General features: G+C 51.6%; 12 protein-coding genes and 2 pseudogenes. 4 read left to right on the forward strand and 10 right to left on the reverse strand.

Going from position 1 to position 14,689, the window contains the following annotated elements:
• Positions 1 to 7: 7 nt before the first annotated feature.
• From JMJ16_RS47975 to JMJ16_RS56310, 3 genes and pseudogenes are all read left to right on the forward strand, one after another.
• The gene (locus tag JMJ16_RS47975) at positions 8 to 706 is read left to right on the forward strand and encodes a response regulator transcription factor (protein WP_201393198.1); all 699 of its coding nucleotides are present in this window, start codon (positions 8 to 10) and stop codon (positions 704 to 706) included.
• A gap of 583 nt (positions 707 to 1,289) precedes the next feature.
• A pseudogene (locus JMJ16_RS56305) lies at positions 1,290 to 1,469 on the forward strand (fatty acid desaturase); the annotation flags it as partial.
• 167 nt (positions 1,470 to 1,636) lie between these two features.
• On the forward strand, positions 1,637 to 2,110 hold the full coding sequence (locus tag JMJ16_RS56310) for a fatty acid desaturase (protein WP_255553320.1): 474 nt from the start codon (positions 1,637 to 1,639) through the stop codon (positions 2,108 to 2,110).
• A 121-nt stretch (positions 2,111 to 2,231) separates the two neighbouring features.
• Here JMJ16_RS56310 and JMJ16_RS47985 read toward each other — a convergent pair whose 3' ends face one another.
• From JMJ16_RS47985 to JMJ16_RS48005, 5 genes are all read right to left on the reverse strand, one after another.
• Entirely contained in the window at positions 2,232 to 4,118 is a 1,887-nt protein-coding gene (locus tag JMJ16_RS47985) for an ABC transporter ATP-binding protein (protein WP_236602045.1), read from the reverse strand.
• Positions 4,115 to 5,842 (reverse strand): ABC transporter ATP-binding protein, encoded by a 1,728-nt coding sequence (locus JMJ16_RS47990; protein ID WP_201393200.1) that lies wholly within the window; start codon positions 5,840 to 5,842, stop codon positions 4,115 to 4,117. Before JMJ16_RS47990 ends, JMJ16_RS47985 begins: the two co-directional genes overlap by 4 nt.
• Positions 5,839 to 6,342, reverse strand: a complete 504-nt coding sequence (locus JMJ16_RS47995; protein WP_201393202.1) for a MarR family winged helix-turn-helix transcriptional regulator — start codon at positions 6,340 to 6,342, stop codon at positions 5,839 to 5,841. Before JMJ16_RS47995 ends, JMJ16_RS47990 begins: the two co-directional genes overlap by 4 nt.
• A 312-nt stretch (positions 6,343 to 6,654) precedes the next feature.
• Complete coding sequence (locus tag JMJ16_RS48000; protein WP_201393204.1) at positions 6,655 to 7,761, reverse strand: sialidase family protein; 1,107 nt, start codon at positions 7,759 to 7,761, stop codon at positions 6,655 to 6,657.
• 40 nt (positions 7,762 to 7,801) lie between these two features.
• The gene (locus tag JMJ16_RS48005) at positions 7,802 to 8,080 is read right to left on the reverse strand and encodes a MoaD/ThiS family protein (protein ID WP_201393206.1); all 279 of its coding nucleotides are present in this window, start codon (positions 8,078 to 8,080) and stop codon (positions 7,802 to 7,804) included.
• A gap of 872 nt (positions 8,081 to 8,952) precedes the next feature.
• Between JMJ16_RS48005 and ilvA the strand changes: the two are divergent.
• A pseudogene (gene ilvA, locus JMJ16_RS48010) lies at positions 8,953 to 10,301 on the forward strand (threonine ammonia-lyase).
• Between the two features lie 84 nt (positions 10,302 to 10,385).
• On the opposite strand, the gene JMJ16_RS48015 reads toward ilvA, so the two are convergent.
• The 5 genes from JMJ16_RS48015 to JMJ16_RS48035 all read right to left on the reverse strand — a co-directional run bounded on the left by JMJ16_RS48015 (position 10,386) and on the right by JMJ16_RS48035 (position 14,352).
• The gene (locus tag JMJ16_RS48015; RefSeq protein WP_201393208.1) at positions 10,386 to 11,906 is read right to left on the reverse strand and encodes an FAD-dependent oxidoreductase; all 1,521 of its coding nucleotides are present in this window, start codon (positions 11,904 to 11,906) and stop codon (positions 10,386 to 10,388) included.
• A complete protein-coding gene (locus JMJ16_RS48020; protein WP_201393210.1) occupies positions 11,903 to 12,646 on the reverse strand; it encodes an FAD:protein FMN transferase in 744 nt (247 codons plus the stop codon). The genes JMJ16_RS48015 and JMJ16_RS48020 overlap by 4 nt, the downstream gene beginning before the upstream one ends.
• A 2-nt stretch (positions 12,647 to 12,648) precedes the next feature.
• Complete coding sequence (locus JMJ16_RS48025) at positions 12,649 to 13,122, reverse strand: FMN-binding protein (RefSeq protein ID WP_201393212.1); 474 nt, start codon at positions 13,120 to 13,122, stop codon at positions 12,649 to 12,651.
• Between the two features lie 273 nt (positions 13,123 to 13,395).
• Positions 13,396 to 13,848 carry a thioredoxin family protein gene (locus JMJ16_RS48030; protein ID WP_201393214.1) on the reverse strand — a complete coding sequence of 151 codons (453 nt, stop codon included), beginning with the start codon at positions 13,846 to 13,848 and terminating at the stop codon, positions 13,396 to 13,398.
• 6 nt (positions 13,849 to 13,854) lie between these two features.
• On the reverse strand, positions 13,855 to 14,352 hold the full coding sequence (locus JMJ16_RS48035) for a DUF4395 domain-containing protein (RefSeq protein ID WP_201393216.1): 498 nt from the start codon (positions 14,350 to 14,352) through the stop codon (positions 13,855 to 13,857).
• Between the last annotated feature and the right edge of the window lie 337 nt (positions 14,353 to 14,689).

Here is a 14,689-nt window from a genome sequence, read left to right on the forward strand (position 1 = left end):
TTACTATATGCCACAGGAGAAATATATTCTCGTCGTTGATGACGAGCCGGGGATTCGCAATTTTATCCGGCGTAACCTGGAATTGCGTGCCTTCAAAGTCTTGCTTGCCAGCGATGGATTGGAGGCCCTGGCGCACTTTGACCAGGCTAACGTGGCCCTGGTGATCCTGGATATCATGCTACCCAACATGGATGGCTTAGAGGTATGCCGCCGTATCAGGCAGAAGAGCACTGTTCCCATTATTATGTTGACTGCGTTGGGGGAGGACGCCGATAAAATCGCGGCCCTGGACCAGGGCGCAGATGATTATTTGACGAAGCCCTTTAGTGTGGGCGAATTGATGGCGCGAGTGAAGGCTGTGCTCAGACGAAGTCACTGGGCGTTTGATGAAGTGCCTGTCTCGGCTGGCGTGAAGCGCTTTGGCGGCCTGGAGATCGACTTTGAGCAGAAGCAAGTCTGGCGCGACGGCGATCCCGTCAAGCTCTCGCCGACCGAGTTTCACTTGCTCCAGGAACTGGCTCTGCATCCAGGAAAAATCTTTACCCATGAAGCGCTATTACGCCGGGTGTGGGGAGTAGAGTATCGCAGCGAGTCCGAGTATTTGCGCGTCTATATTGGACGCCTGCGGCGCAAACTGGAGGCTAACCCCTCTCGCCCAACGCATATCATGACCGAGCCAGGCATCGGGTACTATATGACCAACTAATATGGGATATGATACGTGCCGGTAGCCACTGGCTACCGGCACGTATCATATCCCAACCAGGCGAGCGCCGCAGGCGTGAGAAGTACTACCCGCTTCAAGCCAAGTTCTGTCTACGTCGATAACATATGGAAATAGAGAGAAAATAGAGAGAAAGATACTCCTCATCTGGTAGTGATGGACCGTTCGCTAGTACTGCTAGAAGACAAAGTACCACTCTGAAACAAACTCCACCTGACTTCACTCTTATATTCCATGTGCCACTGAGGCGCAGGTAAAAAGAAATAAGGAGAAGGTATTACTTCTCCGTAAGGAAACGCATTTTATGACAGCGAACCGATTCACCACGATGGTGTTATCACGCGATGACTTTAAGCCGTCCCCTGTCAAGCGCCCTACTACGCCAAAGGAAGCCGGCAATGAATATGCCGAGCTTAAAAATCTGATGAAGCAGAGAGGGCTTCTAGAAAAGCAGCCTGCCTACTATACATATAGAGTTGCCCTGCTTCTGGGGCTCCTTCTCATTGGCATTGTGTTTTTCCTGCTCGTTAATGTGCTCTGGTTACAACTTCTTGACGCGGTCTACATGGCCTTTGTTTTTGCTCAGGTTGGCTTAGTAAGCCATGAGGCAGGCCATCGCCAGATGTTTGCTCGTTCATGGAAACATGATCTTCTGGGCCTGGTGGGAGGAAACCTCTTGATCGGCATGAGTTATGGCTGGTGGCTTGATAAGCATAATAAGCACCATAGCCATCCCAATCAAGTGGATATGGATCCAGATATTGAAATCCCTTTTCTTGAATTTACAGGCATGGAAGATGTGCAGCAGATGGGCAAGTTTAGACAATTTCTGGTCAAACACCAGGCCTTGCTCTTCTTTCCAGCCTTGATGACGGTCGCGGGGGCCTGCAATATAATAGCATTGAGTTTCTGTTGCATCAGAAGGCCAGATACAAGGGCCTCGAGTGGCTTCTTCTGGTTGCCCACTACATTCTCTACTTCGCATTTGTTTTCTCGCATGTACCATTCTGGGCGGGTATCCTCTTCATTGCCATCCACCAGGCTGCCACCGGATTTTACCTGGGATCGATTTTCGCTCCCAACCATAAAGGCATGCCTGTGCTTGAGAAAGAGAGTAAAGTCAGCTTCTTGCAGCGCCAGATAATGACCTCGCGTAACATCTATGCGCACCCACTTACCGATTTTGTGTATGGTGGCTTAAATTATCAGATTGAGCATCACCTGTTCCCTGCCATGCCGCGCAATAAGTTGAAGGAAGCACAGGGTATCGTGAAAACCTTCTGCCAGGAGCGTGCTATCCCCTATCATGAAACGAATATCACCCAGTCTTTCAAAGAGATTCTTCAACACTTACACCTGATTGGTGCGCCATTGCGACGAGCCTGAGTAAAGAAGATAGCAGCACAACAGAGCAGAAATGGGTGCCGCCTCAAATATACAACATGACAAACAGAAAAGAGGGAGAGGAGGGCAAGCTTGCCCTCCTCTCCCTCTTTTCTGTTTATAACTACACTGCTTCGCTGATAGGTGCCTGACTGAACTGGCTGTTGTGGAGATCGGCGTAGAAGCCTTTCTTCGCCAGCAGTTCCTCGTGGGTACCCTGCTCAATGATTGTGCCGTGATTCATGACCAGGATCAGGTCGGCATCGCGAATCGTCGAGAGGCGGTGCGCGATGACGAAGCTGGTGCGGCCCTTCATCAGCTCGCCCATGGCTCGCTGAATCTGGATCTCGGTACGCGTATCAACGCTACTGGTGGCCTCGTCCAGGATCAGGATCTCGGGATCGGCTAGGAAGGCGCGTGCGATGGTAAGCAACTGCTTCTGACCCTGCGAGATGTTGCTGGCTTCTTCATTAAGGATCGTGCTATAGCCCTCGGGCAGAGTGCGGATAAAGTGGTCGGCGTAGGCCGCTCTGGCCGAGCGCACAATCTCTTCCTCCGTGGCTCCCTCATGTCCATAGGCGATATTGTCGCGAATGGTACCATTGAAGAGCCAGGTATCCTGGAGCACCATACCGAAGGTACGGCGCAGGTCGCCGCGCTTCAACTGCGTGATATCCACGCCATCGACCAGGATACTACCGCCGTTGACCTCGTAGAAGCGCATCAGCAGGTTGACAAGGGTCGTCTTGCCTGCGCCCGTGGGACCAACGATGGCGATCATCTGTCCAGGCTCGACATGGATATTCATGTCCTCCATCAGGATCGCATCTTCTTTGTAGCCAAAGCGTACATGCTGGAACTCGACCGCGCCCTGGCGCTCTTCGATAGTCGCGGCAGGCACGGCTTCAGGAATTTCCTCTGGCTCATCCAGAAGCTCAAAGATGCGTTCGGCTGAGGCCATAGTGGACTGAATCACGTTGGCAAAGTTCGCGAGTTGGGTGATAGGCATGGTAAACTGCTGGGCATACTGGATAAAGGCCTGGACGTCACCGATGGTGATACCCTTCTGTGTGACCATAATGCCGCCAATCACGGCTACAAAGGCGTAACCGAGGTTGCCAATCGAGCGCATGAGAGGCATGATCATGCCTGACATAAACTGCGCCTTCCAGCCAGCCTCGTAGAGCTCTTCGTTCAGCTTGGTGAACTGGTTCAGAGACTCGTTCTCGTAACCAAAGGCCTTGACGATTTTATGGCCTGAATACATCTCCTCGACGTGACCGTTGAGGTGCCCCAGCGAGCGCTGTTGATTGCGGAAGTATGTTTGCGAGCGCTTGGCTATGCCCACTGTCACGAGCAGGCTCAAGGGAAGCGTGACCAGGACAATCAGGCTCAGCAGCCAGCTAATGGAGAACATCAGAATGATGACGCCTACCAGGGTAACTGAGGAGGTGATGACCTGCGTCACACTCTGCTGGAGCGTTGTGCTGATATTATCCATGTCGTTGACGGCGCGGCTGAGAATCTCGCCATGCGTACGACCATCAAAGAATTTCAAGGGCAGGCGTGAGAGTTTCTCTTCCACATCGCGGCGCAGGTTATAGACGGTCTTCTGCGCGACCGTGGCCATGATGTACTGCTGAATATAGGTAAAGATGGCGCTGACCACATAGAGACCGAGCAGCAGCAAGAGCACCTGCGCGATATACGTAAAGTCGATGCTGGGCGCGGGCTGGTGCCGCATAAAGGCCTGATATTTGGCGATCAGGCCATCAAAGAGCTTGGTTGTGGCCAGACCCAGAATTTTTGGTCCGACAATATTGAAGACCGTACCGATGATGGCTGCGCCCAGGATCACCAGTAAGCGGATTTTATAGGGTGCGAAGTAACCGAGCAGGCGGTTAAATGTCTTTTTAAAGTCCTTAGGTTTCTCTACAGGACGGCCCATGGCTCCCATTGGGCCGCCACCCATGCCTCCACCGGGGCGCTGTCCGTTGCGTACCTGGCTCATGCTATTTCCTCCAGAGCGAGCTGGGAAGTGACGATTTCGCGATAGACCTCAGAGCTCTCCATCAGCTCTTTATGGGTTCCAATACCAACCATGTGACCCTCATCCAGGACTATGATCTGATCGGCGTCCATGACGGTGCTGACGCGCTGGGCCACGATGATGACCGTTGACTCCTGGGTCTCCTGTTTGAGCGCGGCGCGCAGCCGGGCATCGGTCTTGAAGTCCAGGGCTGAGAAGCTATCATCAAAGATGTAGATCTCGGGTCGGCGCACCAGGGCGCGGGCGATTGAGAGGCGCTGCTTTTGACCACCGGAGACGTTGGTACCACCCTGGGCGATGGCTGAATCGAAGCCATCCTTCATCTCGCCAATGAAGTCGCTGGCCTGGGCTACCTCGGCGGCATGGCGAATCTCATCATCGGTGGCATCGCGCTTGCCAAAGCGAATATTCTCGTTAATAGTACCGGAGAAGAGGATGGCCTTCTGTGGCACAAAGCCGATCTTCTCGCGCAGGTGTTCCTGAGGCATTTCGCGCACATCGACACCATCTACAAGCAGGTTACCGCTATCAATATCGTAGAAGCGCGGAACCAGGTTGACCAGGGTTGACTTACCAGAGCCGGTACCGCCAATAATCGCCGTGACCTGGCCTGGCCGGGCGCTAAAGGAGATGTGAGAGAGCGCAGGCTCTTCTGCGCCAGGATAGCTGAAGGTCACATCCTGGAACTCGACGTAGCCCTTCTGCTCGTTCGCCAGGCGCACCTGCTCGGCATCGTTGATCTCCGGCTTGATAGCCAGGACCTCATTGATGCGGTCAGCCGAGGCCGCGGCGCGTGGCACCATGACGAACATCATCGAGACCATCAGCATGGCGAAGAGAATCTGCATCGCATACTGCAAGAAGGCGATAAGCGCGCCGACCTGCATCTGGCCATTATCGATACGAATGGCGCCGAACCAGAGAATAGCCACGCTGGAGACGTTTAGCACCAGCATCATGACAGGCATCAAGAAGGCCATGATCCGGTTGACCCTGATCGAGACGTCCATCAGGTCAAGGTTGGCATCATCGAAGCGCTTCTCCTCGTACTTCACACGGTCAAAGGCGCGAATGACACGCACGCCGGTCAGCCCCTCATCAACGACCAGGTTGATTTTATCCAGCTTCTTCTGCACCATCTGGAAGAGTGGAATGGCCCGCGTCATGATCAGGAGAATGGTTCCAACCAGAATCGGAATCACGACCAGGAGAATCCAGGAAAGGCCCGCGTCCTGTTGTAGGGCCAGGATAACGCCACCGATGGCCATCATCGGAGCCGTCACCATCATACCCAGGATCATGACATAGACCTGCTGCACCTGGGTTGTATCGTTGGTGGTGCGTGTAATCAGCGACGCCGTGCTGACGGTATCGAACTCATGCAGCGAGAACTTGGCCGCACGCGTAAAAATGTTGCTGCGAACGATTTTTCCATAGCCGGTCGCGACCCTGGAGGAGAAAAAGCTACCGATAATGGCACAGATTGTGCCACCAAGCGTGATCAGCAGCATCAGGCCGCCGATTCTCCAGATGTAGTCTGTATCGCCCTTGGCGATACCATTGTCCACGATATCCGCCATAAGTGTTGGCAGATACAGGTTAGCCATAGATTGGGCAAAAGCAAGGATCAGGATGAGAACGATGGCCAATCTAAACGGTTTCATAAACCGTAGCAATTTAATCATGCCTCTTCTCCCTTCCATGGAAAGAAGTAACCATTAGTGTCCCTCTCATTAAAGTATTGGAATGCTTTTATTAATAAGTCCGCAAGTTGATTACTCTGTTGATCTCCCAGGTACTCGCTCAGGTTTTGAAAAGTCTCGAACAAGACATTTTCGGCCTTCTGCGCAAGTTGCTCTCCATGTTCTGTTAACGCGATACCTACGGCACGCCTATCTGTCGGGTCAGTATGGCGTTCAACCAGGCCATTGGCTTCGAGGCTATTCAGCAATTGCGTGATCGTTGGAGAGGTCACATGCATATGCTTACTGATCTCTGAGACCTTAATTGGGCGACCATTGCCCTGCACTCCATGCCGGATCGCGAATAACACTCCCACCTCGCTGGGTTTGCACCCGGAAAAGTTTTGATGCAGTTCGCTACGATGAAATTGCATAAAGGTCTTGTTGAACTGCATCAGTGACTGCGCAAGCTTCCTTGCTGTCGCATTGGTGTCTGAATTCATAAGAGGTTATCCGCCTTTGAAGGTGCTGCTAAAAGATTGGAAACTAATTTATTAAGAAACCTATGTATTAGTTTAATATAGATATATCGTATTGTCAATACGTGCATAGCCGAAGGCAGGATATAGGAGGCGTGTCCCCTCTCTTTGCATCTTCGCACCTGCGGTACTCAGGGGGTAAAGTTGCGTGCAGCCTGCTGCGGACATGCGCCCGCAGCAGGCTGCACGCAACGCTACTCTTATTTCTTCTCACGCTCCACTAAAACCGGGGCAATCCCACCTCTGCCTATGGGGTAAGTAGCAGGGCTTCTCTTGTTATTGCAAGACTGTGGCTGTGACAGAATAGATGGGGGGCAGAAAATCAGCGATCAACTGCCAGTTGTCTCCACGGTCATTGCTGGCAAATAACTGACCCGTTTTGGTGCCAGCGTAGACGCCGCATGGATTCAGGCTATCAGTGCAGAGGGCATGTCGCAGGACTCCCATTCGCACGCCTTGCCCCTCAGGCAAACCATGGGTCTGAGGAGTCCACTGCTCTCCAGCATTCTCTGTGCGATACACCGTGAAATGTGTTCCACTGTTATGTCGGCCCTGGGGGTCTTCCACAACGACGAAGAGAGTTTCGGGATGGTGTGGATCAAGAGCAATAGGGAAGCCAAACTCCGATGGTAAGTTGTGCTGGATATCGATCCAATCTTCCCCAGCATTAAGGCTTTTATAGATACCACAGTGATTCTGCTGATAGAGGACATCTGGTTGGGTAGGATGCTGGACTAGGCGGTGAATGCATTGCCCAAACTCAGGATAAGGGTCAGGAAGGAAACCAGCACGCGTATTTTTATTTGCGAAGACCCAGCTTCTTCCACCGTCATCTGTGCGCATGCAGCCAACAGCGGAGATCCCTATCCACATACGCGAGGGCTGTGTGGGGTCGGCAATAATGGTATGCAGGCAGAGCCCGCCAGCACCAGGTCCCCATTGTGAGCGGCTGGGATGAGACAAGAGAGCGGGATTTGGTTCCCAGGTTTCACCTCGATCAGTACTCATCCAAAGGCTGGCTGGATCTACGCCAGCATAGACCACATCAGGCTCCGTTGCACGACCGGGTACAATAGTCCATATATTCTGCAGTTTTAAATCGCTCTGAGGTGGAAACTGGATACCTTGCCTGGGCTCTTGCCAGCTCTGGCCAAAATCATCACTGTAACGTATGAACGAGCCGAAAAAATCGCCATTCTCGGCGGCAAAGAGACGACAACCGTTACGTTGATCGAAGATAGCCGAAAAGATGCGCCCTTTGCTCAGGGAGGTTGCTTCAATATTCCACGTCACGCGATCCTGGGAGGTCAGCAGAAATAATCCACACTTCGTGCCCAGTCCGACAATAACAGTCCCTGCGGGGTACTTGTGATGATGCGCCATGAATAGCTCCTTTTTGAGAAAGGTTGTTTGAATGTTCGTATTAACCACCCGCTACCGATTGTAAAATGCGGATACGTGCTCCAGCGGGTACCGGTGTATCAAGACCTTGTAAGAAGCGAATATTTTCTTTTTCCAGAAAGATATTGACATAGGGGCGTAGCTCACCTGTTTCATAACAGAGGTTGAACTGCATCCCGGGAGCACGCTGCTCTAGCGCTTCGATGACCTCGCGAATCGTGTGACCTATAACCGTTATGGAGGAATGGTTGTTGATTTTTGCACGAAGCACAGACGGGAAGATGACTGTGACGGAAGACATATCTGCTCACCTCTCTTTATAGGCGCGTGGCAAGAAAACCACGAGGTCTTCAGCCTGGTGGATGAATCGCCGGACCGCCCCCTGTTCTTTTGAACAAAAGACGATCCATTGACTCAAAAAGCTCTGCCCGAAGGCAGGTGGTGCGTATCCCTTCGCTCTGACCACGAAGGGAATCCGGCTTCATCTCGACAAGGTTCAAAAGGCTTTTTACGCCGAGAGCACCGGCCCTTACCTCAAGCCTACTTAACTCTCAGCGACAGAGCAGCGGTCTGATGCGTCAACCGCAGGTGTCATGACCTATCGAACGGAGCTCCCATTTCTGGGGCTGAGTCTGGTGAACTCAGACTTCCGAAGAAGTTACTGAACCAAGTCTTCAGTGACTTCCGAAGAAGCCACTGCGTCTTCAGCTCAGTGGTAGTTCACCACTAAAGATGTCCATAATAAGTATCACCTCTTACCAACAAAAAAACTTCTCCTATCTTGCTCATTTTTTGAGAATGGCCTCACCAAGTTGGCAATACCAAATGATAAGAGGCAAAAGCTTACCTCTCACGTATCTCTTGAAATTACTCGCCATTGATGATAGTTGTGTGATGATGTACGAGAGTATACCATTCACGTGTTCTGCATATGTTTGTTTTAGATAAATACGAAGTAAATCCTGGAAAAGTATAGCCACTAAATTCTGGCGTAGAAGGTCCAATACTGCTAGAATACATCAGAGGAAGAGGCAGCCAGGCCTCGTAAGAGCGTATAGGCCTCTTCATTGTCTATCTCGTCCTCAAGGAAGAGCGAGAGGAAGCCTGGAAGAAAAGATTCTACCCATCACGCTCTCCACAAGTATAATCTCCATGGAGGAGTTATCAACATCTATGTCTGCTACGGAAAACTCAACATCGAAAGATACAAATGCTTTATCTCTCAATGCCCAAATAGCGCCAGTCTCTGAAGAAACGCGTGAAGCCTATCGGGCGCCTGTCGCCTTCGCCGATATCTGGCAGGCGAACCAGTATCTCTTCCCCCTTATCGAGCACACTCCCCTGGTCTATTCGCGGGACTTAAGCGCCCTGACTGGCGCGAAGATACACCTGAAATTTGAACAGATGCAGCGTGGTGGATCGTTTAAGGTTCGTGGCGCGACATATAAGATGTCGCGACTCTCGGAGGAACAGCGCAAGGCGGGTGTGATCACGGCCTCGGCGGGAAACCACGCGCAGGGAGTGGCTATCGCCGCCGCCTCATACGGTATTCCTTGCACGATTGTCGTCCCCGAGAATGCCTCACTAACCAAGGTCACGGCGACCCAGAGTTATGGCGCGAAGGTTGTCCTGGCTGGAGCGACCTATGATGACGCCGTCCAGCACTGTGTGGAGATGCAGAAAGAGCTTGGCGCGACCGGCCCTACCTATATACCCGCCTTTGACGACATCGACGTGGTTACGGGCCAGGGTACACTGGGTCTGGAGATGCTGAACGAGGTGCCCAGCGCGGATGCCATCGTCGTTCCCATTGGGGGGGTGGCCTGATCGCTGGTATCGCCATCGCGGCGCGCGCCATGAAGCCCTCGATCAAGATTATCGGCGTTGAAGCTGATGGCGCTGCCAGCATGCGCGCCTCAATTCGCGCGGGCAAGCTGACAACCCTGCCCGCCCTGGCGACCATTGCCGATGGTATTGCCATCAAGCAGCCTGGCAAAGTGACCTTCCCCATCATTCAGCATCTTGTGGATGATATTGTGTTGGTTACAGATGAGCAGATTATTCATGCTGCCCTGTTTCTGATGGAGAAGCACAAGATTCTGGTAGAGGGCGCGGGTGCCTCCGCCGTTGCGGCCCTTATGAGTGGTACGCTGCAACTGCCAGGCAAAGAAGTGCTCATTCCCTTGACGGGAGGAAATATCGACACTAATCTGCTGGGACGTTTCGCTGAACATGGGCTCATCAATGCCAACCGCCATTTTGCCATTCGTGCCAGCTTCCCTGATCGGCCGGGAGAACTGGCGCGCATGCTGAACATTATCGCGGCCATGCGCGTCAATATTATCGATGTCCATTACCAGCATGTCTCTGCCCAGTTGCCTTTTATGCAGCACGAGGCGATGATCACGCTGGAGACGAGGAACCGCGCCCAGTGCGAAGAGCTATTGCAGGTCTTGCGCGCTGCGGGGTTTGCCGTAGAAGAGGCCCAGGCCATTCAGCCGGTAGCTCCGCCAAACAGCTAGCTAAAATATTCCTTCAATGTTATGAGAAGCAGAGAACCCGTTCGCGCTATAGTGTGAACGGGTTCTCTGCTTCTCATAAAGGAACTATACGAGGCCAGGAAAGAAATCTTTTTTGATGTGACCACTTTTAACCTGCATATTTTTCAGGATGTGCTCCTGTGCTCTCACCATATCGGGTGGCCCAGACAGGTAGAAGAGGCGTTCTTGAAAATCAGGGACCGCTCTCGCCAGGGTCTCTTCATTGATTCTGCCAACTAATCCCGGCCAGTTGGGTGGAACGGCGGTGATGTCGGTCAATGTGTAGAAGATTTTGACACCCAGCTTTGCTGCCGCTGCGCTTAGGACATCCTTGTAGACAATTTCGTCTGTTCTCTTGTTGATATAGAACAGGATGATATCGCGCCTCTGTTGTGTATCGAGCAGGTACTTTAGCATACTTCGAAAAGGCGTGATGCCGATGCCACCCGCGATAAAAACAAGTTTCTGCTGGGGCTGTGGTGGCAGGGTAAAATCGCCGGCCACCTGGGCGCCGATCAGCTTTGCGCTTCCATCTATGCCTGCCATCGCCTGTTTGAAGCTGCTTCCCTGCTCATAAAAGCGCACGCCCAGGTGAACCTCACCCTCGGTGGGAGATGAAGCCAGGGTAAAGTAGCGGCGATTGCCTCGGCTGTCGGCGTGAGAATGCGCGAGCGTGAACTCCATGTATTGTCCAGGGAGAAAGACAAGTCGTTGCGAAGGCTTGAAGACAAAATCAATTGTGTTCGGTGCGAGCTTAAGCTTCTTTTTTATGCGTAAAATGACTTTCTGTTTGGGGCTGACCAGGTAAGAGAAGACGTTGCCCAGGACGAGCGCCAGTTCGGGTGTTGAATAAATGGGGCCGATGTGAATCTGAGGGATAAAGAGGATACCGGTAAGCACAGCATAGAGCCTTCGCAATTGCTTTGTCGGGGGCGCGGTCAGCGGTTCCGTGAACATGATACACGCGAAGAAAAAGAGCGGTGATTGCAGCAGCAAGTGGCTGAGTTCTACAAAGACCAGCTGCCTCTGGACCAGAGTAATAGCCAGCGTACTTACAATCACAGTGGCACAAAAGCTCACTACCATGTCTACCTGGCGTATTTTCCTGGCTATCAGTAGTCCACCTATGAGCACCAATGGCGTCATACTGGCTGTGCCGACCCACCAGCTAGCGGACTGTCCGAGTACCAGCGATGTGATCACAACCGCGATGGCAGCGGGATTGAAGAGATGGTTTTTGCGTATAGCCAGGATATATTTTGAGCATATCGCTATAATCGCTGCCCAGCCAAGGAACGCATAGGCAGTTGGTGACTGCGCGGGATCAATGATGATAGCCAGAATAAGTGCTGTGATAGCTGAGGATTCGATGTTTGCTGGAACGTTAAAAACGTGTTCCATAATGACATTCATCGCCCAGCAGATGATGAGCAAGAACGCGGTTGAGGCAAGTAGCGCCAGGGGAGAGAATGGCAGAACCTTGATATAGGCCAGAATGGTTGCCAGGCCAATAAAGCCCAGTAGGACATACAACACCAGGCGATACATGGTTATGCGATCTAAGTAGTAATCTATTTTATTCATCATTGGTGGAGTACATACCTTTCAAGGCCGCTTGTAAGGGTTGCTTGCTTGTGTGCATCGATCATATAGCCTTCAAAACCTGCCAATTTCTCAATAAACTGAATGCCCTTCCTACCCATGGCAAATGCAGCAGTCGCGAAGCGGTCAGCCTCATACACATCTGGTCCGATAACAGTCATACTTACGATATCTGACAGTGGCTCATCGGCATTGTGCGGATTATAAATGTGTTGTCCGCGAATGGCGGTTCCTGAGGTCGCGATTCCCTGATTTGTGAGGACCAGTACTTTGACATGCTCATACCGATTGAAGGGATTGCGAATCCCGACGCGCCATGATTGACCATTTTTCCCCCCAGCTACCTGAATATCGCCGCCAGCATCGATATAGAAATTCCGAAAGCCCCACATTTTAAGCATGTCGGCGGCATTACGAATTGCCCAGCCTTTGACAATGCCAGAGGGATCATACGCTCCGTTATGCTGAATATCGAAGTAGCCACCAGTCTCTTGTTTTGTCTGCGCGCTTAAAGCGAAAATCTCGCGCATCTCCTCGCTAGCGTGTGTCAGAAGAAGCTCGCCCCGGTTAATCTTAGAGATCTCGCTCTCAGGCTTATAGGTGCTAAAGATGTTATCTACGGCCACAAAGTAGGTGAACACTGTATTCAGGTCAGCCTGTGTGGCACTTGTATCTAGTATGGCGATCGTAATGGGCATGCCCATAATCAGACGTGTTTCTTCCATAGTTATGCCTTCGCCTGAGAGAGGGCCGTTGTGAGCGATTGCATAAACGCCTCGCTGGAATCAGTTGCTCCGCTGACGATATCAACATTGGCGTTCTGGGCCTGGATGGCCTCGTTAGTAAGAATGGGATCGGCATAGTTGTTGATGATTACAGAGCGATTCCGCTCATTGGGAAACTGGAGAAACTGCACATCCGTAATCTTGCCATTTTGAATGATGGCTTTGACCTGGATATTGCCCCAGTGTGCGTCTTCAACATCGCCTGTAAAAGAGCCATCTTTATACTGCGCACCATTTGTGTTTGTGCTTGTCGTGGTAGATGCAGGTGTCGTCCCGGTAGAGGAAGGGCTATCATTTCCAGCCATACCTATCGAATATCTCGTCTGATTGGGTAACAGAGCTATGGCCTGATTATACGTGAAACTGTACAAAATAAAGATCCCGATAATAAAGACCGCAATCGTAAGCTTCTTCATTGTCTGTCGTTTCCTTCCAGCGAAATTGTAAATTTATATAGAGAAGCATGGATATTATGAGAATGCTGATGATAATAGTATAGCTTCAAATCGCCGAGACTATAGTATCGTAAAAGTATGAAAAAAGCGGTAGAGATTTGTAAAAAATCCCTCAAGACTGGGGCTGGCGTTCTGGCGAGGCATAAATGCGAAGAGGTGTATGTAGAATAGGATGAGAGAGGTGTGCTTATTACTATTATACAAGCGAGCCTGCTCTCATCCTGGTAGAGGTGATCAGGCAATAGACATTCCTATAGCCAAAAGATCATCAACTTGCTTGAGCAGGCGTGGTGTAGGTGTAAAGCCATAATTTACGGCGTGAGCTTTTCCGTTTGCATCTAGAACGACGGTACTGGGGACGGTCAATACATGATAGGTTTGGGTAAGCTCATGCTCGCTGGTGGCGTCTACTTCTACCACCGAGACATGTTCTCCCCGTGCTGCCAGGAGACGCTGGAGGGCTGGGGCCTGGAGTTGATGGCACTGGTGGCAATCAGGACTACTAAAGGCCAGAATACGGATAGGGGTCAGGCTCTTTTCACCAACCAGTGTTTGCGGAAGGAGAGGTGCCGCATGCAGCGCTCTCTCCCGCTGTGTTGCTACAAAGCGTTTACCTACCCAGACCAGGAGCCAGGCACCGATGCCTACAAGCAAGAGGATAATCAGGCGTAGTGTAATGTCAGACATATTTCTCTATACCCCTCGCCAGTGGAAGCTACCTTCATAGCGCACGCGGGGGAGGATGCCCCAGCGGCCAAGATGATAATAAACGAAGCATCCCATACAGAAGCCGACCGTTAGATTGATGCCAGCCAGGACCAGGACGATCAAATCAAAAATCCAGCCAAGCAGACTCAGGTGTGTTAAGAAGAGAAAGACGCTTGAGAGCAAGAGGAACACCGCGCCAATGCCCTGGGCAAAACGATGAGGGGCAGGATCGTCCTCGACGACGCGCGGCTTGAGCAGGCCCAGCGGTATAACTGCTCCCTGGTAGAGCAGGCGATAAGGGCTGGTAGAGGGCGAGATCGCACTCCAGGCCATGATGATGGTTGCAATCAGCACTAGCACAGGAAGATTAAAGAGGAAGGCCAGAGCTGTAAGGAGTACTGTGCCGCCCTGAGAAAATTTGCCAAAATTGGTGTCAACACGTGGAGCGCTTGTGGATGTCGGCGCCGAAGGAAGAGTAGCCATGAACGCATCCTCCTGAAGGACAACGGCTTCGACGAAGCCGTACGAGCCTATATATGTGGGCTGTGAAAAATGTATACTAAATAGATCAACAATATAAAGTATTTGCTGTATTATAGAGTTTTGTAAGGAAGAATGTCAAGCTTAAGGGCGCCTGCGTACTCTTGCATTTTCTCGCGACTATGGTATAATCGTAGCCGTAAGGCAGGCACTGCTTGAGACAATGTCATCGTCTTCCCGCGTTTTCAGAGAGGGACAATCCTGGCTGTAATTTGTCCTATGCGCACACGATGGATACCACTCAAGAAGCCATCTCTCCCTGTAAAGTGAAGAGCGGGAG

The organism is Ktedonobacter sp. SOSP1-52 (genome assembly GCF_016587395.1).